General features: G+C 48.5%; 30 protein-coding genes, 1 pseudogene and 2 riboswitches. Of the genes and pseudogenes, 6 read left to right on the top strand and 25 right to left on the bottom strand.

The window, feature by feature from the left end:
* From ACFO8Q_RS17820 to steA, 4 genes are read right to left on the bottom strand one after another with little or no spacing between them, the layout of a single operon-like run.
* Positions 1-888, bottom strand: a complete 888-nt coding sequence (locus tag ACFO8Q_RS17820; protein WP_380027472.1) for an MraY family glycosyltransferase — start codon at positions 886-888, stop codon at positions 1-3.
* Between the two features lie 4 nt (positions 889-892).
* Entirely contained in the window at positions 893-1,600 is a 708-nt protein-coding gene (locus ACFO8Q_RS17815) for a glycosyltransferase family 2 protein (protein ID WP_380027470.1), read from the bottom strand.
* Positions 1,597-2,505: a copper transporter gene (locus ACFO8Q_RS17810; RefSeq protein WP_380027468.1), complete on the bottom strand. Its 909-nt coding sequence runs from the start codon at positions 2,503-2,505 to the stop codon at positions 1,597-1,599. Before ACFO8Q_RS17810 ends, ACFO8Q_RS17815 begins: the two co-directional genes overlap by 4 nt.
* Positions 2,506-2,518: 13 nt before the next feature.
* Complete coding sequence (steA, locus tag ACFO8Q_RS17805; protein ID WP_380027466.1) at positions 2,519-3,694, bottom strand: putative cytokinetic ring protein SteA; 1,176 nt, start codon at positions 3,692-3,694, stop codon at positions 2,519-2,521.
* Between the two features lie 124 nt (positions 3,695-3,818).
* Between steA and ACFO8Q_RS17800 the strand changes: the two genes are divergently transcribed.
* On the top strand, positions 3,819-3,980 hold the full coding sequence (locus tag ACFO8Q_RS17800) for a hypothetical protein (RefSeq protein ID WP_380027463.1): 162 nt from the start codon (positions 3,819-3,821) through the stop codon (positions 3,978-3,980).
* Between the two features lie 120 nt (positions 3,981-4,100).
* Here ACFO8Q_RS17800 and ACFO8Q_RS17795 read toward each other — a convergent pair whose 3' ends face one another.
* The 3 genes from ACFO8Q_RS17795 to moaA all read right to left on the bottom strand — a co-directional run bounded on the left by ACFO8Q_RS17795 (position 4,101) and on the right by moaA (position 6,204).
* The gene (locus ACFO8Q_RS17795; protein ID WP_380027461.1) at positions 4,101-4,637 is read right to left on the bottom strand and encodes a hypothetical protein; all 537 of its coding nucleotides are present in this window, start codon (positions 4,635-4,637) and stop codon (positions 4,101-4,103) included.
* The gene (gene moaC, locus ACFO8Q_RS17790) at positions 4,634-5,125 is read right to left on the bottom strand and encodes a cyclic pyranopterin monophosphate synthase MoaC (protein WP_380027459.1); all 492 of its coding nucleotides are present in this window, start codon (positions 5,123-5,125) and stop codon (positions 4,634-4,636) included. Before moaC ends, ACFO8Q_RS17795 begins: the two co-directional genes overlap by 4 nt.
* Before the next feature lie 44 nt (positions 5,126-5,169).
* Positions 5,170-6,204, bottom strand: coding sequence for a GTP 3',8-cyclase MoaA (gene moaA / locus ACFO8Q_RS17785; protein ID WP_380027457.1), 1,035 nt, complete (start codon positions 6,202-6,204; stop codon positions 5,170-5,172).
* A riboswitch (molybdenum cofactor riboswitch) is annotated at positions 6,198-6,321 on the bottom strand. It overlaps the preceding gene by 7 nt.
* Positions 6,322-6,392: 71 nt before the next feature.
* Between moaA and moaD the strand changes: the two genes are divergently transcribed.
* From moaD to ACFO8Q_RS17770, 3 genes are all read left to right on the top strand, one after another.
* On the top strand, positions 6,393-7,094 hold the full coding sequence (moaD, locus tag ACFO8Q_RS17780) for a molybdopterin converting factor subunit 1 (protein ID WP_380027455.1): 702 nt from the start codon (positions 6,393-6,395) through the stop codon (positions 7,092-7,094).
* A gap of 31 nt (positions 7,095-7,125) precedes the next feature.
* Positions 7,126-8,151: a ThiF family adenylyltransferase gene (locus tag ACFO8Q_RS17775; RefSeq protein WP_380027453.1), complete on the top strand. Its 1,026-nt coding sequence runs from the start codon at positions 7,126-7,128 to the stop codon at positions 8,149-8,151.
* A 146-nt stretch (positions 8,152-8,297) separates the two neighbouring features.
* Entirely contained in the window at positions 8,298-9,905 is a 1,608-nt protein-coding gene (locus ACFO8Q_RS17770; protein WP_380027451.1) for a methyl-accepting chemotaxis protein, read from the top strand.
* 42 nt (positions 9,906-9,947) lie between these two features.
* Here ACFO8Q_RS17770 and ACFO8Q_RS17765 read toward each other — a convergent pair whose 3' ends face one another.
* The 13 genes and pseudogenes from ACFO8Q_RS17765 to serA all read right to left on the bottom strand — a co-directional run bounded on the left by ACFO8Q_RS17765 (position 9,948) and on the right by serA (position 22,242).
* Positions 9,948-11,663: an acyl-CoA dehydrogenase family protein gene (locus tag ACFO8Q_RS17765; protein WP_380027449.1), complete on the bottom strand. Its 1,716-nt coding sequence runs from the start codon at positions 11,661-11,663 to the stop codon at positions 9,948-9,950.
* Between the two features lie 56 nt (positions 11,664-11,719).
* On the bottom strand, positions 11,720-12,112 hold the full coding sequence (locus tag ACFO8Q_RS17760; protein WP_380027448.1) for a MerR family DNA-binding protein: 393 nt from the start codon (positions 12,110-12,112) through the stop codon (positions 11,720-11,722).
* 128 nt (positions 12,113-12,240) lie between these two features.
* A complete protein-coding gene (locus ACFO8Q_RS17755) occupies positions 12,241-12,756 on the bottom strand; it encodes a GDYXXLXY domain-containing protein (RefSeq protein WP_380027446.1) in 516 nt (171 codons plus the stop codon).
* Positions 12,757-13,959: a DUF2157 domain-containing protein gene (locus tag ACFO8Q_RS17750; protein WP_380027444.1), complete on the bottom strand. Its 1,203-nt coding sequence runs from the start codon at positions 13,957-13,959 to the stop codon at positions 12,757-12,759.
* A gap of 228 nt (positions 13,960-14,187) precedes the next feature.
* Positions 14,188-14,811, bottom strand: coding sequence for a hypothetical protein (locus ACFO8Q_RS17745; protein WP_380027442.1), 624 nt, complete (start codon positions 14,809-14,811; stop codon positions 14,188-14,190).
* Entirely contained in the window at positions 14,799-15,209 is a 411-nt protein-coding gene (locus tag ACFO8Q_RS17740; RefSeq protein ID WP_380027440.1) for a hypothetical protein, read from the bottom strand. The genes ACFO8Q_RS17745 and ACFO8Q_RS17740 overlap by 13 nt, the downstream gene beginning before the upstream one ends.
* 21 nt (positions 15,210-15,230) lie before the next feature.
* Positions 15,231-16,244: a Nif3-like dinuclear metal center hexameric protein gene (locus ACFO8Q_RS17735; RefSeq protein ID WP_380027438.1), complete on the bottom strand. Its 1,014-nt coding sequence runs from the start codon at positions 16,242-16,244 to the stop codon at positions 15,231-15,233.
* 135 nt (positions 16,245-16,379) lie between these two features.
* The gene (locus tag ACFO8Q_RS17730) at positions 16,380-16,757 is read right to left on the bottom strand and encodes a Na-translocating system protein MpsC family protein (RefSeq protein ID WP_380027436.1); all 378 of its coding nucleotides are present in this window, start codon (positions 16,755-16,757) and stop codon (positions 16,380-16,382) included.
* A gap of 71 nt (positions 16,758-16,828) precedes the next feature.
* Positions 16,829-17,615, bottom strand: a pseudogene (locus ACFO8Q_RS17725) (DUF817 domain-containing protein).
* Between the two features lie 12 nt (positions 17,616-17,627).
* Entirely contained in the window at positions 17,628-18,536 is a 909-nt protein-coding gene (locus ACFO8Q_RS17720) for a DMT family transporter (protein WP_380027434.1), read from the bottom strand.
* A gap of 14 nt (positions 18,537-18,550) precedes the next feature.
* Entirely contained in the window at positions 18,551-19,357 is an 807-nt protein-coding gene (locus tag ACFO8Q_RS17715; RefSeq protein WP_380027432.1) for a TatD family hydrolase, read from the bottom strand.
* Entirely contained in the window at positions 19,357-20,556 is a 1,200-nt protein-coding gene (locus ACFO8Q_RS17710; RefSeq protein ID WP_380027430.1) for an MFS transporter, read from the bottom strand. The genes ACFO8Q_RS17715 and ACFO8Q_RS17710 overlap by 1 nt, the downstream gene beginning before the upstream one ends.
* 99 nt (positions 20,557-20,655) lie before the next feature.
* The gene (gene serA / locus ACFO8Q_RS17705) at positions 20,656-22,242 is read right to left on the bottom strand and encodes a phosphoglycerate dehydrogenase (RefSeq protein ID WP_380027428.1); all 1,587 of its coding nucleotides are present in this window, start codon (positions 22,240-22,242) and stop codon (positions 20,656-20,658) included.
* 64 nt (positions 22,243-22,306) lie between these two features.
* A riboswitch (ZMP/ZTP riboswitch) is annotated at positions 22,307-22,387 on the bottom strand.
* A 91-nt stretch (positions 22,388-22,478) separates the two neighbouring features.
* Here serA and ACFO8Q_RS17700 point away from each other — a divergent pair.
* Entirely contained in the window at positions 22,479-22,673 is a 195-nt protein-coding gene (locus ACFO8Q_RS17700; RefSeq protein WP_380027426.1) for a hypothetical protein, read from the top strand.
* A 44-nt stretch (positions 22,674-22,717) separates the two neighbouring features.
* A complete protein-coding gene (locus tag ACFO8Q_RS17695; RefSeq protein WP_380027424.1) occupies positions 22,718-23,782 on the top strand; it encodes a ribonuclease H-like domain-containing protein in 1,065 nt (354 codons plus the stop codon).
* 10 nt (positions 23,783-23,792) lie between these two features.
* On the opposite strand, the gene ACFO8Q_RS17690 is transcribed toward ACFO8Q_RS17695, so the two are convergent.
* From ACFO8Q_RS17690 to greA, 5 genes are all read right to left on the bottom strand, one after another.
* Positions 23,793-24,377, bottom strand: a complete 585-nt coding sequence (locus ACFO8Q_RS17690) for a Gmad2 immunoglobulin-like domain-containing protein (RefSeq protein ID WP_380027422.1) — start codon at positions 24,375-24,377, stop codon at positions 23,793-23,795.
* A gap of 129 nt (positions 24,378-24,506) precedes the next feature.
* Positions 24,507-25,079 carry a class I SAM-dependent methyltransferase gene (locus ACFO8Q_RS17685; RefSeq protein ID WP_380027419.1) on the bottom strand — a complete coding sequence of 191 codons (573 nt, stop codon included), beginning with the start codon at positions 25,077-25,079 and terminating at the stop codon, positions 24,507-24,509.
* Positions 25,080-25,202: 123 nt separating this feature from the next.
* A complete protein-coding gene (locus tag ACFO8Q_RS17680) occupies positions 25,203-25,379 on the bottom strand; it encodes a hypothetical protein (RefSeq protein WP_380027417.1) in 177 nt (58 codons plus the stop codon).
* Positions 25,380-25,473: 94 nt separating this feature from the next.
* A complete protein-coding gene (locus ACFO8Q_RS17675; protein WP_380027415.1) occupies positions 25,474-25,938 on the bottom strand; it encodes a cupredoxin domain-containing protein in 465 nt (154 codons plus the stop codon).
* 55 nt (positions 25,939-25,993) lie between these two features.
* Positions 25,994-26,500: a transcription elongation factor GreA gene (gene greA / locus ACFO8Q_RS17670; protein ID WP_380027413.1), complete on the bottom strand. Its 507-nt coding sequence runs from the start codon at positions 26,498-26,500 to the stop codon at positions 25,994-25,996.
* Between the last annotated feature and the right edge of the window lie 2 nt (positions 26,501-26,502).

Raw genomic sequence — 26,502 nt, 5'->3', positions numbered from 1 at the left:
TTAACGCGCCTCTTCTCTCCCCCAATGATCCACCCAGGAAAGCCACTTATTCTTCTCAATTACCTTTGACAGCGAACGGGATTCCGTATAGAAATGCAGTCCGGCCAAGAGCAAAAGCAATATGGCTTTCACACCAAGATCAAATGTCTGAGCAATCAGGTACCCCAATACCGCACCGATAAAATTGGCCCCGACATCCCCCATCATCGCCTTTGCACGGAGGTCCGCCGGAAAGTAGGCAACCACCACGCCCGCTGCCATCATTAAAGATACGGACAACCCAGGACTCACAAACGGCAATAAAATAAGGATTTTTAGCAATCCCCCTTTTAATGCCCTTCCGGGACGGACATCCAGCAGGTTGATCCAATTTGCCATCAGCGCAATAATCAGCGTATCAGCAAGAATGGAGAGCCAGGGTACAGCAGCCATAGCAAACTTATCACCGGGAATTCCGGCAATGACAGTGCCAAATGCCAGCAAAATCCCACCCGCGGCCTTCAAGAAACCTGTAGTAAGTTCGCCTTCTCTGCTCAATTTTCGCACATGCCCTTTAAAACCACCGATGTCCCGCGATCCAAGAGTGTCGTCCAACAGTCCCAGAAACGACATCCCGAATGCCAGGAGGAGAATCTCCGGCATGCGAGTGTCAAGTTGAACAAACTTCTCAGCAGCCAGCATCAGCACACCAACCGCCACGAACGCCAGCAGCATGACGGCTCCCACACCAACCGGAATCAAATCGCCTTTATAGTTGGGGCGAACCCAATTTGCAGTTCGGGCCATCTCGCAAAAAGAGGGAATCAGCATACGCGTCATTCCCGCACATAAGAGGCAGCCTGCTGCCGAGAGAATGAATCCTGCCAAATTCGTTTGCATCCCCCCCATTCCTTTACCTCCAACTGGATGTTGAATCTTCCGGGCGGGGAAGTTCAGTCGAATCCTTCCACCGTTCAAGAAGAGCTCTCACTACATGCAAAAATTGCTTCCCTCTGTGCAGGAAACCTCGCAGCGTCCTCCCATACTCACGATTGTGCATGGCGACCGGAACCTCCAACACCCGATAGCCGGCCCGCAGCGCATCAATCGTCATGGCAACTTCTGCACCGTATCCATCCGCGAGGTGCAGATATGAAATCAATTCCTTGCGAAGCACACGCTGTCCCGATAAAGGAGCTGCTGTGGAGAACCCGGTCAACCGCCGAATCCCCCATTTTGCCAGACCTTTTACAATCCCCAAACCTTGTTTCCCCTCAACAGCAGGGAATACTGCGATCGTCATGTCTGTTTGTCCTTCTCGCACAGGAGCGATTAACTTGCGCAATTCGTCTGCATACTCTCCAATGTCGGCATCAACAAACGCAATGATTTCACTTTTCATGGACTGCAATCCGGTCCGCAGCGCTTGTCCTTTTCCATAATTTTCCTTGTGCCATACGACCCGGGCACCTGCACGAAGCGCTTCCGAAACTGTTTCATCTGTCGAACCGTCATCCACCACCAGAATCTGACTTACTTCCGGCAGTGATCGAATCGCCTGTACCGTTTTCCCAATTCGCCCCGCTTCGTTTAAGGCTGGGATAATCACTCCTACTGTCACGGCTGCTGCACCTCCAAGGACCCTCCTGCTGTCGGGCTGCCCAATTGGGGAATCAAGGATACCGAATGCTGCTTGATTCCATAGTTCCCTTCTCTTCCGTTGATCAGTTCAACCAGGGAAAGCAGACCGCTTGCCTGATCCAAATTGTCAACTGTCGGGACACCCAAGTTGCGGTAGACCGGAACAATGCTGGATTCCGAATCGGATCGTTCCGTCCCGACAACTCTTATGTTCTGCTTGCGAATTTCTTTTAGAAACGGGGAATCAAACCATTGCAATCTTGATTGTGTATTCTTATTGACTCCCCCGAGTACAATCACCACATCGGGACGGGTACCCAGATGTCCTTGAATGTCAATCCACCCTTTGTTTTTCAGAAACTCCGGCCAACTGGCCGACGTTGCGCCGGTAATGCTTGCTGCCAAAGACTTGGCGGAGAGGGAAAACAGTGTCGCTTCGCTGGTTTCTCCCGAAGTTCCGAGTCCTTGAGCCAGCACAGGCAGTGCGGAAGTGCCCAGAAATGCTTCCGTGTCCCTGACCTTCACCGTGGCCTGGATCTGGGCTCCCGCACTCTGCAGCCAATCGAACACTTTGGCGGAGTCCCCTTTTTCAAACTGAACCAAGACAATCTTCTTTCCGGCAAGCTTATTTCTGACGTAAAGATTGCCCAACTGTTGGAGGGCCTGATCCAACTGGCTCGTTTGCCGATTGAGCTCTGAGACCTTTCGGCTCCACTTGGTGTTCTCTGCCCGCGAGGCGTTATATTTTTCTTCCAGCCGGTTAAAAAGTGCGACCTGTTCTTTTGGAAACAGATCTTGATCAATCGATCCGCCAAGCAGTATCCCAATTCCCAATGCCATAAAAATCGCGATAATCGTGACCAGGTGATAGCGGAATCCAAACATCCGGCCACCCCCTTTATGTAAAGATCAGTTTCATCTTCCAATACAGAATCCGGAGAATATTTCGAACCACCGGATTCACGGATGCAAGCATCGTTACAGGAATCAAGGTAGCCAGTACCACCACCAGCAATGCTTTCCAGGATACGCGGGTTTGATACAGTTGGCTGACCCCCTTGGCGTCTACCAGTTTGGGACCCACACGCATTCTCGTTAATAAGGTACTGGACATCCCTTTGCGGCCCTTCTCGAGAAAGTCGACCATGTTCGTATGTGTACCAACAGCCACAATCAACTCCGCCCCCAACTCATGGGCGATTAACATGGCAATGTCTTCACTGGTTCCGGGCGCAGGATATTTGTGAGCTTTTACCCCGAGTCTCTGGACCCGTTTCAGCCCGGGAGCACTGCCGTCAGTGTAAGCGTGAACAATCAGCTCCGCCCCGCATGTCAAAGCTGAGTCGGTCACCGAATCCATATCTCCGACAATTGCATCGGGACGAAATCCGGCTTGCAAAAGCGCATCCGCTCCCCCGTCCACACCGATTAATACCGGTTTTTGCTCCCTGATATAATGAAAAATCGCCTGCAGGTCTTCTCGATAAGTTCTGCCTCGAACCACAACCAATACATGCTTTCCCTGGATTTTTGTCCGCAGGTTGAGAGAGGGCAGGGCTCCCAGAAAAAAATCTTTCTCAAGACTTGCGTACTGCAGCGTATTATCCAAAAATCTGTGCAGTTCAGTCGACGAGTTGGTCTGGGCAAATGCCATCCGCTTCCCAATCTCGGATTTTGTCAAAACTTGAGCCTGTCCCACAAACCGGTCCCGAACGTACAGGGAACCATCGATGATGGTCATAAAGTCTCCGTCGTGCACCACTTCAAACAGGCTTGGCTCTCCATCGTCAGGCTCCCCTTCCTCCAGATCGAGCAAAGGGATTCCCGCTTGCAGCAAAAGTAACGGGCCGCGGTTTGGGTAGCGCCCCGTCATCGAACAACGAGTATTGACAACTGCAGCCACTCGAGTTTCAATCAGTCCTTTGGCCGCAATTTCATCCAGATCCTCATGGGCCAGTATTGCGATTTCACCGTGTTGGAGCCGTGGAATCAAATGTTTGGTTTTTGGGTCACAACGTACAAGTCCGGCTGTCCGAACCTGCTCGATTCGTACTCGCTGAGGGAGAATCGCCATCCCCATCCTGCCCTTCCTGTTTTTGGATTTTTATTCTTTGGAATTAGTATGGATTTCCAGATACATATCTTATTCGCTTTAGGGCAATTTAATTAGGAATTCCAGCATCAGGGAGGGTACCATCATGTATGATGATGTGCATTATGCAGGAGAGAACGATATAAAAGAAGAAAAGGACCGGATGGAAAATGAGGGCGGGGGTGTAGTGCCGCAAAATATAGCGAACGCTGCCCCGGTGCTCAGAGGTGAGCTTGTCGATGTGACAGATGAGAATGTAAAAGATTAAATTAATCTGAAGCGAACAAATGGCCCGCTCTCCAAAGAACAGAGCAGGCCATTTGTTTCGTAAATAAATAGACAAATGTAAATTCTGTTCCACTACATGAATCTTGAACTCTTGGAACAGTTAATGCGTTGCATTTGGCTTTATCGTTTCAATATTTGCAAGTTCTGCGTTCTTGATATTATAAGTCTTCAAAATTCTGTAGATCTGAATCTCTCTATCGAAGTCATCGGTTTGCATATCCGGACGAATTTCCTGAATTGCAATCCGCAGCGTCCCATCGGGGGTTTGTAAAGCGGACTTCAATCGAATCTTCACACTGCTGCTTTTTGGTTTGCTGGATACGATAATGTAATCGTATTTTGCAAAGTCAAATTCTTTCGGGTCATATTTGGGCCCCAAAGACTGGGAGTTATCCCAAATTCGCTCCATTACCTGATTCATCCGGTTCTGATCCGTAACTGCAGAGAATTGATATCCCTTCTGTTCTCCCCCAGAGCCCGGGACACGAGGGATAAATCCCTTTGTCATCTGTTCCATATGTTCAAGACGATCAGGAAATTGCCCTGTCTTCAGTTGTTGTTCCGAGGAACATCCTGCGGAAGTCAAAGTTCCCAGAAAAAGAAAAACGGCTATGAAAAGCCGCAATTTCATCATCATATACTGCCTCCGCCACGCACAAAATCTCCGCTTTTGCCGCCTGTTTTCTCCAGCAGGCAAACGGTGGTAATGACCATTCCTTTATCAATCGCCTTGCACATGTCGTAGACAGTTAGGGCAGCCACCGAAACAGCCGTTAAAGCCTCCATTTCGACCCCGGTTACTCCGGATACCTTTGCCGTCCCATAGATATCAAGCGCATTGACTTCAGGATGTTCTTCAAATCGGATATCGATTTTCGTCAGCGGTAAAGGATGGCACATCGGGATAATGTCAGAGGTTTTCTTCGCAGCCATAATGCCGGCCACCTGAGCAACTCCCAGCACATCCCCTTTTGCCATCTTCCCTTCCCGAATCCGGGTAAGTGTCTGAGGTTCCATCAAAATCCTTGCGTACGCGGTCGCAGTACGCTGGGAAACCTGTTTATCTGTGACGTCAACCATATGGGCACGTCCTTGTTCGTTAAAATGTGTCAAATCCCTGCTCATACTATGACGTCTCTCCTTACACGGTAAACTTTACTGATGCGAGATTATCCGCCGATTTGAGACATTCGGCGAACGGTTGGCTCATGGCTCAATTCTTCCTGAAACAGCACTTTTGCCATCTCATGGCTCTCAGGCTTAATGTCCAGTGCTCGGAAGAACAAGTCTTCCAGTGCCTGATCATCGCCAATATACTTGCGAACATTAAATTCGTCCTGCCAGAACAAGCATGGCTTAATATTCCCATCCGCTGTGAGCCTCAGTCGGTTGCACTTCTCACAGAAATGATCGCTGACGGGATGGATCAAACCAATGGTGCCTTTGGCACCCGGAAGCTTGAAGTATTCCGCCGGACCATTTCCATAAACAGCTTCGGTCGATTCAGGAGCAAGCCCCAATGCTTCACAACGCTCTTTCACATATTCCAATGGCAGATACAAATCCCGCCATCCATCATCATCATGCCCAATTGGCATATATTCGATAAACCGGATGTTGATGTCCCGATCAATCGACATCCGCAGAAAATCATCGACTTCGTCCTCATTAAAACCCTTCATCAAGACCACGTTCAGCTTGATCGGGTGAAACCCGACACGAAAAGCTGCTTCAAGTCCCGCAAGAACCTTTTTCACATCGCCGCCGCGGGTGATTTTCCCGAACCGCTCCTGTTTCATCGAATCGAGCGAAATGTTCACTCGGGTAATGCCCGCTTTTTTCAGTGCATCCGCTTTTTGCGCAAGAAAGATTGCGTTCGTGGTCAAAGCGATGTCTTCAATTCCCGCGATTGCAGATAAGCGTTCCACCAGTTCTTCCACGTTCGGCCGAACCAGCGGTTCGCCGCCCGTCAACCGCAAACGACGCACCCCGAGCTTGGCAGCGACACGGACAACAGCTTCAATCTCATCAAAAGTAAGGTGCTTCTCGTTCTCCATAAACTTCATACCCTCTGCCGGCATGCAGTAGACACAGCGCAAATTGCACCGGTCCGTCAGAGAAATGCGCAAATAATCATGTACCCTTCCAAACTTGTCCATAAGCAAGCGACTGTTTGAACCGGCTGCCATTGACAATGGTTCCATTGTTCAAATCTCCTTTCCAAGTGGGAGGACACAGCGTTTCCCCTGTATCCCTGTCGATCCGAATTCCATGGTGAACGTCCGCACTTTAGGAAAACGAATTCGGAGATATTCTTTTTCTTAAAAGTATTATACCATAAGGAATAGCAAGACTCCTGCTTGTATGATATGTTTTTATCGGGGTGAATAGAATGACGCTAACAATTCGATTCTTTGCCGGTGTTGCGGAAGCTGCCGGACATCGAGAATATACGGTTGAGTTGCCGGAAGGGACCACGGTTGCCGATCTTCGGGCCAAGCTGCAGGCCATTTTTCCCCATGCGGCCGATCTCCTGGCCAAGAGCTTCTTTTCGGTGAATCATGAATACGCAGACTCTTCTGCTGTAATAAAAAGCGGCGACGAGTTGGCCGTGATTCCCCCTGTATCCGGAGGATCCGGTGCCGATCCGCGGTTCGAAATAACCACAGAGCCGCTTTCTGCCGATGCTCTGATCACAAAAGTGTCCAATCCCTATGCGGGCGCCATTTTAACTTTTGTCGGCACTGTGCGCGAGTTTACGCACGGGCAGCGGACCGTTTTTCTTGAATACGAAGCTTATCCGGAAATGGCCGTCAAGAAGATGGCCGAGATCGCGGCCGAAATCGAGGAAAAATGGCCCGGAACCCAAGTCGCCATGAGCCATCGAATCGGAAAACTCGATATTGAGGAGGCATCCGTGGTGATTGCGGTGGCAACCCCTCATCGGGCAGCCTCGTTTGAAGCGGGCCGGTACGCGATTGAACGTTTAAAGCAAATTGTACCCATCTGGAAAAAAGAGGTCTGGGAAGACGGATCCGAATGGAAAGGCCATCAGCAAGGCCCTTGGAATCCGCTGACCAATCCGATGGAGTAAAAAGCCAATTTTTCGGGGGAGGGATTTCATTATGGACCACACTCGTTACTCAAGACAAATCTTGTTTGCCCCGATTGGCGAGGCAGGCCAACAAAAACTTCTTAACAGTGGTGTCGCAATCGTTGGAATGGGAGCGCTCGGGACAGTTCTTGCCAACCACATGGTCAGAGCAGGCGTTGGATTTGTTCGGATTATCGACAGGGACTTTGTGGAAGCCAGCAACCTGCAGCGACAGATGCTTTATGATGAAAACGATGCACGGGAAGGCATTCCAAAGGCAGTAGCCGCTGCTGAGAAACTGGGGCAAATCAATTCAGGTGTTGTCGTAGAACCCCATGTAACGGATCTAACCTGGCAAAATGCAGAAAAGCTATTATCTGACGCGGATTTGGTGCTCGATGGGACCGATAACTTTCAAGTTCGCTTTCTGATCAACGATGTTTGCGTGAAACACGAAATTCCCTGGGTGTACGGCGGCGGGGTTAGTGCCCATGGAATGACCGTTACGGTGCGTCCGGGAACTACTCCCTGCTTGCGCTGTTTATTCGAATCCGCCCCTGCCCCCGGCACAACGCAAACTTGTGATACAGCAGGTGTGATCGGACCTCTGATTCATATCATCGCGTCTTTCCAGGCTGTCGAAGCAATGAAGATCCTTGTTGGGGATCATGAGTCGCTGCGTCCCTCCATGCTCAATGTATCCATCTGGGATCATTATTTGACAGAAGTGAACGTATCGAGCGCGAGACGTGCTGATTGTCCTTGCTGCGGCCAGCGCCAATTTGAATACCTGGAACCGCGCTCCGGTATTGAACCCACCAGTTTGTGCGGACGGGACACGGTGCAAATATCCCCGGCGGAAGATATGAAATTGGACCTCGATCTCTTAGAAAAAAGGCTTTCTGCACTGGGAACAATAGAGCGCAACAAGTTTCTCCTTCGCTTTCAAACCGGAGAGCAGCGTCTGGTGATCTTCCCGGATGGCCGGGTTCTTGTACAGGGAACGAACGATCCGACATTGGCAAGAACTCTTTACGCGAAGTATATTGGGATGTAATAACTTAATTCCGACCGAGTCTTCCCCCCTGCCATTGGGGGTATTTTTTTGCTTTTGAAATCGATAGAAATCGACAGGAATATTTAAATTTTTGAAGAATTTATTAGATGAGCTATATTCGTGCAATTGAGAGGAGAGGCGTATTGATGCAAGTAAGTTCCAGACTTCAAAAAAAAGCCCTAGCCAAAGTTCAGGAGGCTGCCAAAGAAACGGAGCGACTATTGGCTGCACGCTCTCTTGAGGAATCCAGTTCCGAACTCCGTATTCTTTATGATCGGCTCCTTGCACAAGACGAATATTTCGTTCTCGTATCACGAGATGGACTTAGCCTCTTACATACGAACCGTTTGCGGGAAGGAAACCGGTTTAACGACCTTGTGGGTCTGAAAGCGGCCGAAACTTTGCAACCGCTTACACAGATTTATCCGCGAAACACCGGTGAGATCCTAATTGATGCCTCAGCACCGATCCACGTTAACGGAAAGCCGGCTTACAGCTTGCGTTTAGGAGTCGTGGTCCCCTCTCTTTCATTCCGCTGGAGAATGCTTGCCACCTCCTTCCTTCCGGCGTTGGTAGCGACCGGTGGAATGTGGATGGGCGATTCCGTTTTCACACGCACCAGTTTTTCAATTGCTGCAGTTGGTTTCGCCCTTCTAATGGGCCAACTAACCTTCCGCACGTTTCTTCTGAACTGGAAGAATTGGATCTCTGTTACCAAATCAATTTCTTCCGGCAAGCTCCAGGCAAGAGTTGAGACAACACGAAGGGACGAGTTGGGGCAAATGTCTTTTGAAATCAATAAGATGGTGATTGGGATGCACAGCATTCTCACCGAACTGGCCAAAGCTTCCGGTTCTACTCACGAAATCAGCACCAAACAGCGAGATATGGTTCGCGACCTGTTGGCGGCTTCGCAACAACTGTCAGCAGGTCTGCAACAGATTAGCAGCGGGGCAACTGAACAAACAAAGTTAATCGAGGAAACGGAGAAAGTCACAAAAGAAATTACCCACAAGATCCGCCAGACCGGACCGGTGCTTGAAGAGGCCAGCACACTCTCTCAAGAGGCTGAAAGTTCAGCATTGTCCGGTATGGAAAAAACCAAAACCCTTCATTCTCAAATGCTTCGAATTCAGCAGGCCGGTTTCACCGTGGAATCCGGAATGCAGCAACTTGAACAACAAGCCGCCGGAATCCGGCATATGATTCGGGATATCCGGGAGATTGCTGAACAAACAAATCTGTTGGCATTAAATGCAGCAATCGAAGCCGCCAGAGCGGGCGAAGAAGGCAAAGGGTTTGCGGTTGTGGCTGATGAAGTGCGAAAACTGGCTTCCCGCTCTGATGAAGTAGCTTCCCAAGTGATGCATCTGGCAGGAACCATCGGCCAGAAATCCAATGAAGCGGCGATTCTTGTGAAAGAAGAACGACAAGAGGTTGACGAAGGCCTGAAACTGGTTGATGAATTGCATGCTTTAATTCAAGTCCTTACAGACAAGTCATCCAGTGCCGCCTCGCAAACTGCCCGCACTTCAAAGGTGATGACAGAAATCTTGCAGGCTGTTGATTCCATTGAGAAACAGATTGAATCGGTGCGGGAAATTTCCCACTCTTTCACTTCAGCCGCACAGGAGGTTACGGCTTCCGGAGAAATGCAGCATAGCGCAACGGAACACCTGGATGATCAGACACGACAATTACGTGAAGTGTCTGACAAGATTCACCAGATAGCGAACCGGTTTCAATTGGAATAGCGCAAGGGCGCCCGGGCGGGTGCTCTTTTTTCACGTTTTTTCTTACCTGCTCCACTTTTCGAACATCACTAGAGAACGAAACGCCTCATTTCGTATGATAGGTGTCGATAGAATTCCCCGGTCACGGCTTGGTTCAAGCATCATACGAATCCAATGTTCCACGGCCAGAACCCTGCGGCCATCACCCGACCGGTCAAGATCATACTGCGCTTCTTCAAGCAAGTGTACGGCCGAGTAAACATCATACATCAAATCGACCAACTTTTTCGCAAGTGCACTTTGGGTGAAGGCGTCTTGCTCCATAACGTGTGATACGACTTGTTCTACATGGTCGACTTCATTGGTCAGGCGAAGCTCAAGATCAGTTAGTTTACGGTTTTCCATACTGGCCAGTGTATTCCTAAGGTCAGTGATAAAGAGATTGCCACCGCCTTTTTGCAATGTTTTCAAGACTTCCAAAGCTTGAATATTGGCTGTCCCTTCCCAAACAGGGTTCACCACAGCATCACGCAGCAATCGAGGGGTTACGTACTCTTCAATATATCCGTTCCCTCCATGCAATTCCAAGGAACGCTTTGCAGCAGTTACCCCCAACTCGCTGCAGCGGTACTTGGCGAGTGACAATAACATTCGGAGCAGATTATGATCTTCCGCATTGCCGGCACCGTATGTATGAACACGGTCAAACAGATTGATCATCCGGCTTGCAACGGCCCACCCTGCTTCAATCTCAGTGATCATATCAACCAGAGTTTCCTGCACCATTGGAAATCTATTAATAAGTCTTCCAAACGCTTCTCTGTGACTGGTGTATATGGCCGCTTCCAGGAACGCCCGTCTGGCGATTGCCAATCCTGCAAGCGCAGTCCCCAAACGTGACACGTTCAGTGCTTCTGCCATATATTTAAATCCTTGATCCTCTTCCCCGATCAAGTATCCAACCGCTTGGTTCAAAATCAGTTCGCCGCTCGCTACCGCACGAACCCCCAGCTTATCCTTTAATCTGCGAATGGTGACTTTGTTTCTTGAACCGTCCGGAAGTGTCCGCGGGACAAGAAACAACCCCAGCCCTTTTGTTGAAGGCTTGTCGTTAACACGGGCGAGCGTGATGCTTATTTCAGCATCGCAATTGCTGGCAAACCATTTTTCTCCCGTCAGCAAATAATTATCACCGTTTTTTACCGCTACAGTTCTGGTTGCTCCTACATCGGAACCGCCTTGAATCTCGGTTAGGAATGTGGCACCTTGTGCAAAGTTGGTCGGATCTGTAGAGGCGAGTCTCGACAGATAATCTTTTCGCTGCTGCTCTGAACCGAATTTTTCAAGAACAAAAGCGACAGATTGGGTCAGACCGACTGGGCAGGTAAAACCTGTTTCAGCTTCACAAAGCAAATAGAGGAGAATCGAGTTCACCAGAAACGGAATCTTCTCGGGTCCGTTCTGATCATAACGATAGGACACCACGCCCGTTCCGTAACCGTCTTTTATGGTTTGAAGATATCCTTCGTTATACCAGACTTGGTTGATTTCTTCTCCTTTTCGATTGTACCGGATCAGCCTGGGCGCTCCCTCACGATCAGTATGTATCGCCCTGCGATCCACAGGTCCCGCTGCAAGTTCACCGGTCTCTTGAAATGCCTGTTCCACATACTTGAATACAGCTTCAGGTAAGTACCGTTCTGCGTACCTCGTTAAAATTGGATCGTCAGTATACCAGTTGGCTTCATTCCCGCTTTCCCATTTTGCGTAATTTAACATACCTTCTCCTCCCCTCTTCTGTCCGTTCCCTCCACACCCGGAATGATTCATTTTCTTCATTCTTTCTTTGCCGGGTCCTGTAAGAACCTTTCTCTGTTTGCCAAAATATCCGCTCTCAGCATTTCTAACTCGGCGATTTGTTCTTCGATCTCCTGCAGTTTCTGATCCGCGTATTCCAGGATGCGGCGCCTTTCGGCTTCTCCTGTCGGATTCAATTCATACAAATCCACCATTTCTTTAATCTCCTGCAAACTGAAACCAAGCCTTTTGCCGCGCAAGATTAACTTGAGCCGTCGTCGTTCCGCGTTTGTATAGTACCTGTGTTGTGTGGGGCTCTCCCGTGTTTCCGAAGCCAGCAGACCGGCCTCCTCGTAATAACGAATCGTTCTGGGACTGATGTCAAACATGGATGCTAATTCGCTTATGGAATAGAGACGTTCCGATGACATTTCCAACCTCCATTGGTTGACGTTAACGTTAACTTACACCCATAATATTTCCAACCCTACAGAGTTGTCAATCTATATTTGCTGAGTAAAAAAAATTAAGGGAGCAGATCGCCCCCTTAAGTGTTGTATCACCGATACAATTGTCCGTTCAGATAGACTCGCTGCAGTACTGCCTTTCCGTTCAGCACTTTCACCGCAACCGTTACTGTGGCATCTCGGTCTTCCAAAGGCTTCCCGTGCCCTTCTTGGACAAAGACCTGTTCTATGCCATAGGTAACATGAAGTTTTCCTTCCGCCTCCCTAGGAGAATAATATGTTTTCCCCTTGATCACCACTTGGTTGTCAGCGGGAGCGAACTTGTCTGTAAAAGAAGCGTCCTGATAAGCATAAAATTCCCCCTGCTTCTCAAGCAGTACAAACACCTGACAGCCTCTCTTGCACTCCACATCTTCGTTCGGAGCAGGGATCTGAGAAATTTCGTAGCCAAGTTGTGCGAAGTCACCGCGAAAAGGATCTCTGGGATCAATCGGAACGGTTTTCAACAGGATCTCTTTTCCAAACCAAGCGACAGTATAATGCTGACCGGCTATGAACAAAAGGACCAAACATTGCAGGAGGACCAGAATCGTGAGCTTCTTTCTCATCTACTCCACCTCCCGGATTACAGATAAGAGTTTGCGTCTTCGCCGTTCCATAAAGATCGCCAGGACAAATAACAGAATGCCGCCAATGACAAAGAACAAAGAAGAATCAAGGAAGGACCATACATTCATTACATACAGGAAAAATACGCTAATCAGAAACAAAAGGGTGCCATGATTGATCCAAGCCTTTTCTTTCCGACGTTCCCCCAAAGAGATAAAAAAGATCGAAACAGCGATTGCTAAAGCGGCATTAACGAATTCCGCATATTCCAACTCGGCTGTCGGTAAGAAAATTGCGGCTGCGGGCAGCAGATTTAACATTTTCTCCTGCCAAAGATAAGCGATGATCGCAATCAGAAGCACTCCGGCTGCAATATACAGTGTGGGTGACGGTTCGATTCGAATCCAATTTTCACGGAACAAAGTGGACTGGACAATCACGGCAACGTAGACGGAAAGCAGCATTGGATATTGGAACATTTGGGGAAATGAGGAATTGTGGAATAATAGAGACAATCCAAATACCAGCAGCAGTACTGGATACGCCCAAAGTTGGGAAGCATCGTAGTAAAAAAGTACAGATAGAACACCCGGCACTAACCCGGCTAACACCAGCAGCAGAATTCGACGTGACTTCCAATGAAACGCAATCCAAAAATAAGCGAAAGATACGAGCAGAAACAACAGTGGATTCCGACTATACTCCTCAAACTGAAACCAAGTGGCAAACGCCCACTGAACAACCGCAGCCATCATGAGATAAGGATTCCGGTAGATCCAAGCAATCGAAGCGGTTGCAATTGACCATCCAAGCAGAGCACCTGCGTTATAAGCAACAATGTGAAACATTTGCCCGATTAGAAAGATTCCCGCTCCAAATGTCAAAGTGCCCAGGAAAATCAGAGAGATACCAACTGCAGTTCTTCCGGATGCCCTTATATACTCACCCGCTCCATAAAATACGATCATTCCCGCAAAGATAATTGCAAGCTTCAAAAGACTCGGCATCTCTGTCCAATTGTGAGCAATAAAGAAGATTCCGCCGATTCCGACCAACAGGGCGGCAAAAAACATCATAAGTCCGGCAGACTCAATGGAAGTAACAGGATAGCGCGATTTCAGGCTTTCAACAACCGTTTCATTAACCAGTCCCTCTTCCTTCCACTTTTCAACCTCACCGTGCAGCCATTTGTGATGGTTCATAGAGCCTCTCCTCCCTCCCCCCATTATAATCCAAATGGCACATCGTTGTCGTAAAATTCGCTCTTTTGCCTGTTAAGGGGGCATCATTCCAGGTCAGCTCCGGGAACCCACACCAACCCGGACATCAATGACTGGAAAGTGGTGTGGGGAGACGGGCGAAATGTCACAAATACGGCGCGCTCGCACACAAAAAAGCCGCCCCTCGGGCGGCGCTGATAAATCAACTGACTAAGTAAGCATAGGAGTTACACCAAATGCAATTATTACAACCGTAATAATTCGCATCACCATACCCAAAACCGCCGCCTCCAGAGCTTCCCGCGGAGTCAGATCGGAATTAGCCGACCATATCGCTGGAATCTGTCCGAATATGTCGGATAAAGGAAGTCCGGATGCCGCCAGGACGAAAGCCCCCACCACCAGTCGAGGATCTGTACTTGCAGCTACTTCTTTCAACTGTGCCATGGCCAGGATAGGAGATGCCATTATGGCCGTAATACCCGTTTTCGGCTCCACCCCAATTACCCCCAAGGAGGCAGTCATGGCCGTCTCAATCGGCTTCCAGAGGCCGGCATAATCCAATACCCCTATGATCCCAAAGATGACTGCGGCAGCCGGAATTACCAGCAGAAACAGAAGCTCGGCCCCTTCCTTGGCCCCATTAAACAAAGTGGTAAAAAAAGGAGTACGCGGTGTAAAACAAGGCAAATCCTTTAATGGAACAGCTTTTGTGTTCCGGTAAATTGTTTTGCTTAAAACAAACGGTACGACCACAATCGGAGCAAAAACTGCAAGAAACACAATTGGAAATGATTGAATCCCCGCTGTGGAAAGAGCAATTAAACCAAGCATAAAACAGGAGAAAGACTGTTGTGACTGCACCATGGTGGCAATTGCAATTTTCTGTTCATCTTTAGTAGCTCCTGCTTGTTTGAGGATTGGGCCGCCAATCCGTCCAGCCGCATTAAAGCATCCGTGAAACCCATACGTTCCAGCATTCTTCCGGTCATCACACTAAGAATTATCGCAACTCCGACGGTTCCCATCAAGAACACATCCACCACTATCGGCTTGACTTTGTTCAGCATCGCGGTAAAAACTCCCCCAAGCAGATCGGGTTTAGCGATCAGCAACAAGGTCACAATTGCCACTAATCCTAATCCTATCCATTCGATGGGTGTAATCGCCCGTTTTTCAGTTTCCACCGGCACCTCATAACCTGTTCGAATATGTTGTTCCACTTTTGACATTGCAATTGACCCCCTTTTGTTTTAGACCCTGACCTTTTTTACCAAATAATTCGTTGCCATCGTTTTGGCATATTCTTTTAATCGCGCTCCCCCCATTTCCCGCACCGGAATGGAAGTCACTCTTTCCCGGAACACCACCACCTCTACTTCAGGTAACAGCTCATCCAATGCATATGCGAGCGGGAGGCCATTTTCATAGATTTCAAGAACGTGACTATTGCCAATTACAAAGTTAAGTCCGAGATTGCTTGCCTCCCGGATAAGCTCGCTCTCATCGCGAACGCGACTGATAGATGCCACCACCGTATCCGTTTCAGGGAACTGCTCTTTAGCCCTGCGCAGATCACAAGTTGAAAAACCGGTATGGGGGAAAATATGTAAAATGTTTTTAACCGGTGTCTCTGCCGTCCCAAGCACAATACGTCCTCTTGTCACCGTCGATGCATCTGCGATCGACGAAATTCCGCGAATTTCCTGTTCTGTTTTTAAAAGTATTTCTTCGTCATCGCCTCCCATGAAAGAATCAATCCGCCACAAAATATCTCCCAATACCCGCACCTCCGGCAATACGGTTCCTGCGAACAAAACATTCCCTTCCTTGCCGCCATAATGAACATCCTTAAAAATCACCTTGTGGCCGTGCAGAAACGGAATCCCGGGGTGCAGACCGTGAAAAGCTTCATGCAGTTCAAGCACCGCAATGTCATATAAACTTAGATAATTTTTCAGTGTAACTCCTCCAGAACTTGCCGCATCCGCAATCGGATGATGCGCCACAATCGCATCCACACCAGTGGCCAAAGCAAGCTCAATATCATGTTCCGATAACGTCATACAAACCGCTAATTTTTTCACCGTCCGGTTCAGGTCCCCATAGACCAGCCCCGGTTTTTCCAGAATCTCTTTTCCTGATATCCCGGAATTTTTCCAGATAACAAACGGATGTTTCATCTGCGAATTCCAGTTCGGCGAATGAACCACTCTCCCCCCGGTAAGGTGATCAAGTGCCATTACCACCTCGTTTACTACTGTCACATCCATTCCTCCTTCAAGATTTCAATAAAAAAGACAGCCGTCAGTACGAGCAAGCAAAAAGAGCCAATACTCTTCTTGCGTCTGTCCGTACTGACGGCTATCCTGCACTCATCAAATCAGAGTTCATTCATCCAGTCAGCTTTTACCCTTGAGGTAGGTCTCCACTTCCCGGTCCAATACGATTACCGTGGCCGCTAATTCGGTTTCCGGATCGTAATCCTTGAGAATGGTGACTACCTTGAATCCATATTTGTTTTCAATGCTCAGTCTAAGATGCCTCTTAAACTCATCGATTAACAGTACATCCATTAAACGGGTTATTTCTCGATTCTTGCGGTCGACAGATCGTATTGCCGATACCCGGTGGTGGACCGTCATAAAAAGAATCTTATCGGATATGATGTCTACTCGCTGCTGTCGTACACCTACTTCAAATAGTTGAAGATTCACTTCGTTGTAGTCTTTTATCAGTTCCTGTTTCAACTGGCCTATTGTGGTCGTAAACACTTTCATTTGCTAGAATCTCCGATCATATTACTAGATATCGAAGTCTATCTTTAGTTTATACACTTGTCACAATATTGTCAATATAATGATATATTTTTCCCGCCAACCAACGCCTCTTTCACATGCTTCAATTGGGCGACGATCAGAAAGCTGATGATCACCAGCAGGAACCAAGAGCTGATTTTCCCCAGATGTACCAGACTCCATGCCTTCTGCTGATTTGGGTACTGCCAGGCTCCAAGAAATGTTGCGATATTTTCCGCCACCCAGATGAAGAACCCTATTAAAAAGAACGACAACACAAGCGGCATCCGGTGTGTTACCCCAAGAACCGTGTACTTCACATAGGTTTTAAAGAACACCGCGAACAGCACCGCTGTCAGCACCCATCGAAGATCATAGATAGTGATGAGTGAAGAAATTCAAATAGATCGCAGCCCCGAGCGGAACCGTCCAAATAGATCCCGGCCAATTATGAAGCCGGATTTGCAGCCTCCGCCAGGCCTGACACAGGTAACTGGCTACACTCGCATACATAAAACCGCTGTACAGGGGTACCCCAAATACCTTTGTCCATGCTTCTTCCGGATACGACCAGGATCCCATATGAACCTTATAAATCTCCAGTAATAAACCAATCAAGTGAAATACGGCAATGACCTTCAACTCATCCTTTGTCTCAAAACCCGTCAGGTACAATCCGATTTGGACCAGAATACAGATCGGCAGAATCAGATCATACCGGTGCAAAAACGGGAGCTCCACTATCTTGGAAACTCCAAGCGTCAGGAAGATCATTACGGGAAATATGCAGGACATCGCTTGTTGATAGCCAAAAGCAAAAAGTTGTCTAAGAAATCCCATTCAGATCCTCCGTCAAGCGGTCAAATTTTGCTCTTTTGCAACCGAAGCTCGAACCCGTTTTCTCGTTGAGAATAAATACACTCCGCTAATTACGAGAACGGTGCCAGCTACCTGAACGGCTGTCATATGTTCTCCGATAAACAAATAGGCAAGAATCGCAGTAAAAATCGGATTGAAGTTCAGGAACATCCCGGAATGAGTTCCCCCCACTCGCTGCACACCCAGATTCCAAAAAACCATCGCGAGTACGGTAGCCCCTATGCTTACATATACAGTAGCGATCCAGAACGCAGAATCGGGATTGTTTACGGCAAACGAAGGCAGATTAAAAGGCAGCAGTGTAATCACCCCGAATATGCCCGCCCATAGGGTCGACATATAAGGAGAAACATACTGCATCGCCTTCTTGCCGGCCACCGAATACAATCCCCAAGTTCCCACAGCGGCCAACATGAATAGATCTCCTGTATTTAACCGGAAGTGAAGCAATCTTTGTATGTCTCCATGGGAGATTACCACCACAACACCCATCAACGAGACGATCATCCCTATCGTTTGGCGAAACGACATTTTTTCTCTTAAAACAAAAAAAGAAACAATCGCAATCGCAACAGGATTCAAAGCGGATAAGAGACCCACGTTATCAGCGGATGTCCGTTCCAAGGCCAAAAACATGAAAATATTAAAGAATACCACGCCCGTCAATCCCATAAGAAAAAGCGGCAGCAGCGCCTTTTTGGGAGGAAGCAGACGCTTCTCGAATTTCCAAACGATCGGGATGAGGAATAAAATGGCGAGCCCCCATCGCATATTCGTAAGCGTAAGCGAAGAAGCGTGATCGACCAGGAATTTGCCGGCGACAAAGTTCCCTGCCCAAAGAATACTGGTACACAGCAGCAAAACATAAAACACAAAATGCAATTTGGTTTCTCCTCTCACACCCGGAAAAGCTTCCGAGCATTATCGGCTGTATATGCCAACACCTGATCGATTGGCTTTTTATGAATGTGAGCTACAACATCAGCCACTTCACGAATCCACAGAGAATGTGTCTTCTTCCCGGCAAACGGTCCCTCATAGGGCCACGGTCCATCCGTTTCCAATAAAATTTGATCCAGCGGAACCCGACTTGCCAATATTTGATTTCGTTCGCGGTAAACGGCTTCCGGAGTGAACGAAATATAATACCCATGGAATACGATTTTATCGACCGCGTCAAGAGGTGCTTTTAACCAATGAAACACAGCCTTTTTAATGTTGAACTGCAACAGCAGTTCCAGACAGGGCCGTGCCATGGAATGCACTGCATGCAAGATCACAGGCAGATCCCAATCCTTCGCCAGCGCCAAACTCTCCTCGAAAATCTGCCATGATAATGCAGGCACGTTCTCGGGAAGCCTCTCCTTCTCAGGCATAGAATAATACGGCAGCCCAATTTCACCAACCGCACATATTTGATTTCGATAAATCGAAACCAGATTCGCAAGTTCCCTTTGCTCTTGAAACAATCGTTCCCGATTCCGTTGATCCCCTCCGAAAAAATCTGACCTTTCCGGATGAATCCCCAGTCCGACCCTGATGAAGTTCGGGTATCGAGACTGAATATCAAGCAGCTTTCTTCCCGATTCCAACCCCATCGCCGGCGCAATAATCGTTTCGATTCCACCTTCGCTGGCCTCAACAAGCATTCTATGTAATGACTCTTTATCCAACTGATCCAAATGGTAGTGTGTGTCGATCATCAGACGACCTCCCCATCCTCCGGGTGCGGATTATGAGTCCATACCCATAAGGCGGCTGCAAAAAACATCCCCATCGTAACATAAAAAGTCGCCTGCAGCCCGATTGTCCCTGATAACCAACCGCCGGTTAACGGCCCCGCCACCGTTCCGAACAACGTCATGCTGGTGGTAACACCGTATGCCATTCCCCGTTTCTCTTCCGTCACAAAGCGGGAGATCAGAGCGTTACTGGTTGGCATCAAGCCGCCGATAAATAGACCGGCCGCAATTCTCGTCGCGGCAAAAGCAACAATCGTATAAGTTAACGCTGTAAGTCCAAACATACATGCAGTCCCTAACGTTAACGTGATCAATACGACCCGGTGTCCAATCCGATCCCCGATTCGGCCGGCCGTAATGGAGGAAATGGCCGCCGCTCCTCCCGCCAGTGCCAGAATGATACCTGTCAGTGTCGCCACATAGGCATCGGAAGCCGCCATCGATTTGATATAAAGCGGGACAATGGGGGCCGCGATCATCAATCCAAATTGAATGAGAAAATTAATGAAGGCCATCGGCAATAATCCGGGAATGTGAGTGATCGCCGATAAGCTCTTTAAAAAAGGCTCATTCTTCTTCATCGTTTCCGTTCGCGGCGGTTCCTGCACGAAGAAACAGACGATTGCCAAAGAGGTTAAACTGATCAGGCACATAAAGAAAAACGGGAACCGATACCCCAGCGTGTCCGCCAAAAGACCTCCGATGAACGGTCCGGTTGCGGTTCCTGCAATCGTGGCGGTCTGGTAGATTCCAAGTGCAGATCCGGTTTTTTCTTTCGGAGTAAAAGAAGTAACCATTGCGATTGCAGCAGACTGGAATCCGCCGAGCATCCCCTGCAGAATCCTCAGTCCGAGGAACTGGTAGACATCGGTTACAAATCCCATTGCAATCAATACAAATATATTGCTGAGCAATACGCGTTCCACCATCAACTTGCGGCCATGTTTATCCCCGAGGTTCCCCCAGACAGGTCCTAGAAAAGCCGCAAAAAACGGCGCCGCAGCCATCAGGATTCCTGACCAAATTGCGATTTCGTGAGTATCTGTCACGCCAAGATGCGGCAAATACAAGGGTATAAACGAAAAAATAAAACTGAGACTGATCCCCGCTCCGAACTGAACAAAGCACATCATGTACAAATTCCGCTTCCAAGTTTCCAACCGCGCCATCTCCATTGATGTAAGTCACTATACTCTAGTAATTGTACACGAAAAAAGACGCCTGTTACAGGCGCCAAATCCGGATACACAGGTTCAACTTTACAGTTCGACATGGAACACTTCAAGGATGGAAGGAATTTCCGCGATCTCACGAACCACTTCCGGGGTAGCCGGATTGTCGATGCCAAGCACCATAACCGCTTTCCCACCGACTTCCTTGCGGCCCACCTGCATGGTTGCAATATTAATGCCGGCGTCCCCTAAAATCATCCCGATTCTTCCGATCATACCCGGTTGGTCAACATGGGATGTCACAATCATGCGGCCTTCCGGAGAAGCATCAATTGCGAATCCGTCCAGACGAACGATGCGCGGACCGAATCCGTTGTTGAGAGTACCTGCAACCCGTCTTGTTTGATGCGGGGTGGTAACCTCAAGTCCGATCAAATTGGTAAATACGCTGTGCTTGCCTGTCTTCGATTCTACCACCTGAATGCCGGATTGCTCCGCCACGAGAGGCGCATTGACGAAGTTTACCTCAGCCCCGTGGTGATAGGACAGGATTCCTTTTAAAATTGTGCGGGATACAGGTGCCACTTCCAAGTTGCTGATATCACCGCTATATGTGATTTCAATTTTTGTTACCGGATTGTCAACCAATTGAGCTGCCAGCTTCCCAAGTTTCTCTCCAAGCGCCAGATAAGGCTCCACTTGCTTCAGCTTATCGGCCGGGAGAGACGGCAGGTTGACCGCATTCTTGAACGGTTCATCCCGCAGCACTTTCAGAACTTCTTCCGCAACGTCGATGGCGACATTAATCTGTGCCTCTTCAGTGGATGCTCCAAGATGCGGGGTCAATACCACATTCGGGAAGTCTTTTAGCGGGTGATCCTTGGCGAGCGGTTCTTCTTCAAACACGTCCAATGCCGCGCCTGCCACTTTGCCCGATTGTAATGCTTCCACCAACGCTTCTTCTTTGATGATTCCGCCCCGTGCACAGTTGAGAATGCGGACTCCATCTTTCATCATGCCGAATTCGCGTTCTGCAAGCAGATGTTTGGTCTCTTTAATCAACGGTGTGTGAACAGTGATAAAATCAGCCGCTACCACAATCTCATCCACCGTGCACTGCTTTACGTTAAGAGAGTCGGCACGCTGCGGGGATAAGAACGGGTCATACGCCAGCACTTTCATGCCAAAAGCTTGCGCCCGCTTGGCCACTTCCGCGCCGATGCGGCCCAAACCGATAATCCCAAGCACTTTGTTGTTCAATTCAACCCCGACAAACGTCTTCCGATCCCATTCTCCACGATGAATAGAAGCATAGGCTTGCGGGATCTTGCGCGCCATTGCCATCATCATCGCAAATGTATGCTCTGCGGTCGAGATGGTGTTTCCGTCCGGAGCGTTAATGACAACCACCCCGCGCTGAGTAGCCGCTGGAACATCAATATTGTCTACGCCTACCCCGGCACGGCCAATTACCCGGAGACGTCCGGCATGGTCCAATACTTTGGAGGTCACGCGGGTTTGTGAACGGACAAGCAGTGCGTCATACTCGCCAATAATGCTGCAAAGCTCTTCTTCTGGCAGACCCGTTTTAATGTCGACTTGGATATCGTCGGCCTCGAGCAGTTTCCCAAGTCCCTGTTCCGATATCGGATCGCTTACAAGTACTCGAATCATTCTCTTACCCCTCCTGATTGTCCCAGCCCTTTCCTGTAAAAAGACCGTCTGAACCCCTTACAAGAAAAGGGGCCCAGGCGGTCGGCCATATCGTCAGTTGCACTCCCTTGTGGTAATCCCACTTCCGCCAGTCATGCAACCTGCTGGTGAATTCATTTATGAGAAAATTGTATTAGTACAGAGTCCGTATGTCAATCCTATTTTTAGTGACAAATTCGTTACATCGGAGGTAAAAAATGCAAAACGTCGAAACTTTGTTGTTTGAAGACTGGTTCAAAAGCAAAACCGGATTCGTTGCAATCCGTCCCGAATATAACGGTATGGCCATATATGAGTACCGCTCGCTCGATCAGGTGAAACACCATTGGTATCAACATAAAGATGTGGCCTACTCCCACTACGAAGAACTTCGGTTATACCTGCAAGTTTAGGATCTGTGATATGCTAGTGGAAAATGCAAGAGCAGGTGGACAGATTGACCATTGTACGGAAGTGGTGGAACGGAGTCCTCGTCTATGTTGAAAAAGGTGACCCGTTCATGCGTGTATTACAAGCCATTAAGAAATATCCGAGCTGCTATTTTGATTCGCAAAATCTGTGTTGGCATGTGGCGGACGACTATATCCACGTCTTAGAACAAGAAGCTTTCGGTCAAGGTTTCCAGATCGACATTCCGCCGGAACGAAACCTCACCCGCACTTTGCAAAATCGCTGCGGCTGCACATTCGACATCGAAACGACCGGACTCCGGGAAGATTCAAATTCCCACCTTGTGAGCGCCTGTATTGGACTCTCAAAAGAAAATCCTATCGAATTCTGGGTCGATGAGCCGTTCCAAGAGCGGGAAGTGCTCTTACGGATCGCAGAAGTTCTGAAAGAAATGGATGTAATCATCACCTGGAACGGCGATCGGTTCGACATTCCATTCCTGAATGAGCGATTCAAGAAATACCGGATCCCATTTCAAATCAACGCGGTTCAAAGTCTCGATCTGTACAAGATTGCAGAGAAGATGCGTTCCGCCGGGGTCATTCCCTCCGCTGCGCTTCAGGTAGTGGAACGATTTTATGGAATTGTGCGGCCGGATCAACTTCCAGGCCGCTATGTACCCGCAAAATATGCGGAATGGCTCGAAACCGGAAATCCTGCTCTGAGAGACGAAATTCTGCAGCACAACCGGGAGGATGTATTGTTTCTGCTGATGCTTTCTCCTTTCATCTACCAGGGAATCGTTATGGACGACGAATGCGCCTATGACCCGGAAGAAGTTCAACTGCTCGACCGATACGCAATACATATAGAGCGGCTGGAGAAAATGATGGAAGAAAAATTGGAGATGGAGCAGGCGATCCAGAAGCTTGCCGGTAAGTATGGCCAACCCCTGCTTTCCCGCCCGTATGGAGACGTTCTTCTGACAGAAACAGCTTGTACCTTCCAGAAAAAAGAAATCAACTCCCCGCCGATCCGCACCTTCGAGGAGTTGGAAGAATTTTATCGCAATACCTTGGCACAAAAACCAAAACGCAGATGGTCGGAGTAGAAGCCTGCTTTTACTCCAGTTCAATCTGTACGGACAGGATATTCTGCTTCGAGCCGTCTTTCGCGCTGTGAACATAAAACTCAAGTGTTCCAACTTTCCCTTTTAAAGTATCGGGATACTTGACTTGTGCCGTGAAGTCCCCCCACGCCGGTGCTCCTTCGGAAGCCATGATTACTATTTCCTCCCGGCCGGTATCCGGCTGAACAATCCCTTTTCCATCCGGCCCCAGTAACCTCACTGCTCCTACCGCTTCAAAGGCCCGCAATTTTCCTTTTACCTGAAAGCCGGTGCCCGAATTTAGCCGTTGAATATGCGTGATTTCATACGCATCATTTCTCAATTTTTTGTCTGTTAGCGATTGTCCGGAACCAGTTTTCCATCCGCGAATCACTCCGTCGTCAGCCGGCTTTGTCGGCTGCTGCCCCTGATTATTTTGGGCAGGCGGTTGATTGTTTTGGTTGGGTGTCTGGTTTTGATTCTGATTTTGACTGGGTGGGTCCTGACCTACCTGGCCGTTCCAAGTGCTCTTCTCCGAACATCCCAACAGGCTTGCCCCAAGGACGATTGTGGCAAACAAGGCTAGACTCTTCTTCACTGCAGCCCATCCTTTCTCCCTTTGTAAAAACTTGTGTGTAAGTAAGACGCATCCCCAAACAAGAAAGTTACAAAAAACATCCCTAGCAGCGGTTATATTCACTCTCTAGGGATTCGCATCCGTTTCGATTCAGTTTTTTCGGGCGAACAAATGAACCGTGTCATCGCTGACGACCTGATCGAAGATGGTAAACCCGCTTTTTTCAAAGATCTCATCCAGCTCCTGCGGAGTATAGAAGGCGTAGTACAGACCGTCTATGAAACCGTCTTCCCCTTCCGACAAAAACGAAGCGTACAGAACACCGGTGTCTTTTAAAACACGCCGCACTTGCGAAAGGGCGATCGGAAGATCTTTTTTCATCAGGTGAAGCAATGACATGTTGGCCCAAATTCCGTCAAACATATCGTCCGGATAGGGCAAATTGCGAAAATCTCCTTTTGTGAAAGCAACGTCCGGGTCTCCGACCGTTTGTTTTGCTACGGCGAGCATTTCTTCTGAAATATCCATCCCCTGCACATGGACTCCGTACCTCTTGAGAGTCAGCGTATCTCGACCGGCCCCGCTGCCAAGATCCAAGATGCGTTCCCCGAGCAGCATTGCGGTAAATCGCGCGACCAATCCCGGGGTCAAATCGGTATGTCTCCATTCGTGAGAACGGGCCAATTCGTCATATCGCTGTTTTGTCCGTTTAATATAATCCATGGATACCGCCCCATACAATTTGTTATTGAATATTGTATTCGTTGTCGATAAATCGATTCCCTTCCTAAAAAAGAAAATCTCAAGCCCCCGCAGCTTGAGATTCAGAAAAAGGCGAAACCGCTTTCATCGAACGCCCAAAAAAGACAGGCATACCCACCAGCGATATTCTTCTTCTGTTCCATAACTTTCCAATTCTTTGTAGTACCGAATGAATTCCTCACTCGTCATCCCAAACTTCCGCTCGCAGGTTTCCACAAACGAACGCATTGCCTGTTGCCGTTGTTCTAAATATTGTGTCATACCTGACCCTCCTTCGAGATTAAGTATAACACATTCGATTAAATATGTCACTCCCATTTCATTTTTCAAGGGAGTTGTTCCATCAACTCCTCCGCTATTTCGGCAGTACCACAAGATTGGCCACCATTGGGCCATGGGTTTTCGGATCCAGGTGGGTTAAGCATCGGATTTGAAACGTACCCGGCTTATCGGCATGGAAGGAGACCGTTTCGATCTTGCCCCGCCCGACGTGGCCCTTCAGATTGTATCCTTCAATCACGAATGGATGACTTTCCCCTTTGACTCCATAAAATTCAAGAACCACCCTATCCCCCTGATTTACCACAATGAATCCTGGATCCCAACGATACGCTTCAATCATTTGCTTTCCGTCCTGACTGCTCCACTTGATTTCATTGGTAACCATCGATACCTTAATGGAATTGACCGCTGCGCTTCCCGGCAGGACATGTTCTTTGCCGCTCACTTGATTCATCATCCACGTAGCTCCACCTACGAGTACAACCATAGACAGCGCGAGTACCAGCGATTTGCCCGTACTTAATCCCAATTTGGCCATAAAAAATCCTCCCTACATGGTTTGTCTTTACCATGTATACGGAGGATTCGTCCTTCTATTCTACCTTCAAAATTTCAAACGTCATTTCGCCGCTCGGTGCCGGGACTGTGACCGTATCCCCTTTTTGTTTCCCTAACAATGCTTTCCCAATCGGAGATTCATTCGAGATTCGTCCTTCAAGCGGATCTGATTCCGCCGGTCCAACAATCGTATACACTTCCTCGTCGCCATTTGGAACTTCGCGAATCGTGACAGTCGAACCAACGCTGACAACATCCTTAACCTTATCTTCTTCCCGGATCAAAACAGCGTTGCGCAGTTGGTTTTCCAACAGCAGGATCCTGGATTCGACCATTCCCTGTTCGTCTTTTGCCGCTTCATACTCGCTGTTCTCACTCAAATCACCGTAGGAACGAGCAATTTTCAAGCGCTCCTTTACCTCGGCGCGCTTTGTTGTTTTTAAGTATTCCAGCTCTTCCTCAAGTTTGCGAAGTCCTTCCTGTGTGACATAAAATTTGTTGTCACTCACTACACATGTACCCCCTATCTCTATGACCCCCATAT

The sequence above is a fragment of the Effusibacillus consociatus genome (assembly GCF_042652925.1).
Taxonomy (GTDB): Bacteria; Bacillota; Bacilli; order Tumebacillales; family Effusibacillaceae; genus Effusibacillus; species Effusibacillus consociatus.
Note: the sequence above shows the minus strand (reverse complement) of the source record. Positions and strands in the feature narration are given on the sequence as shown.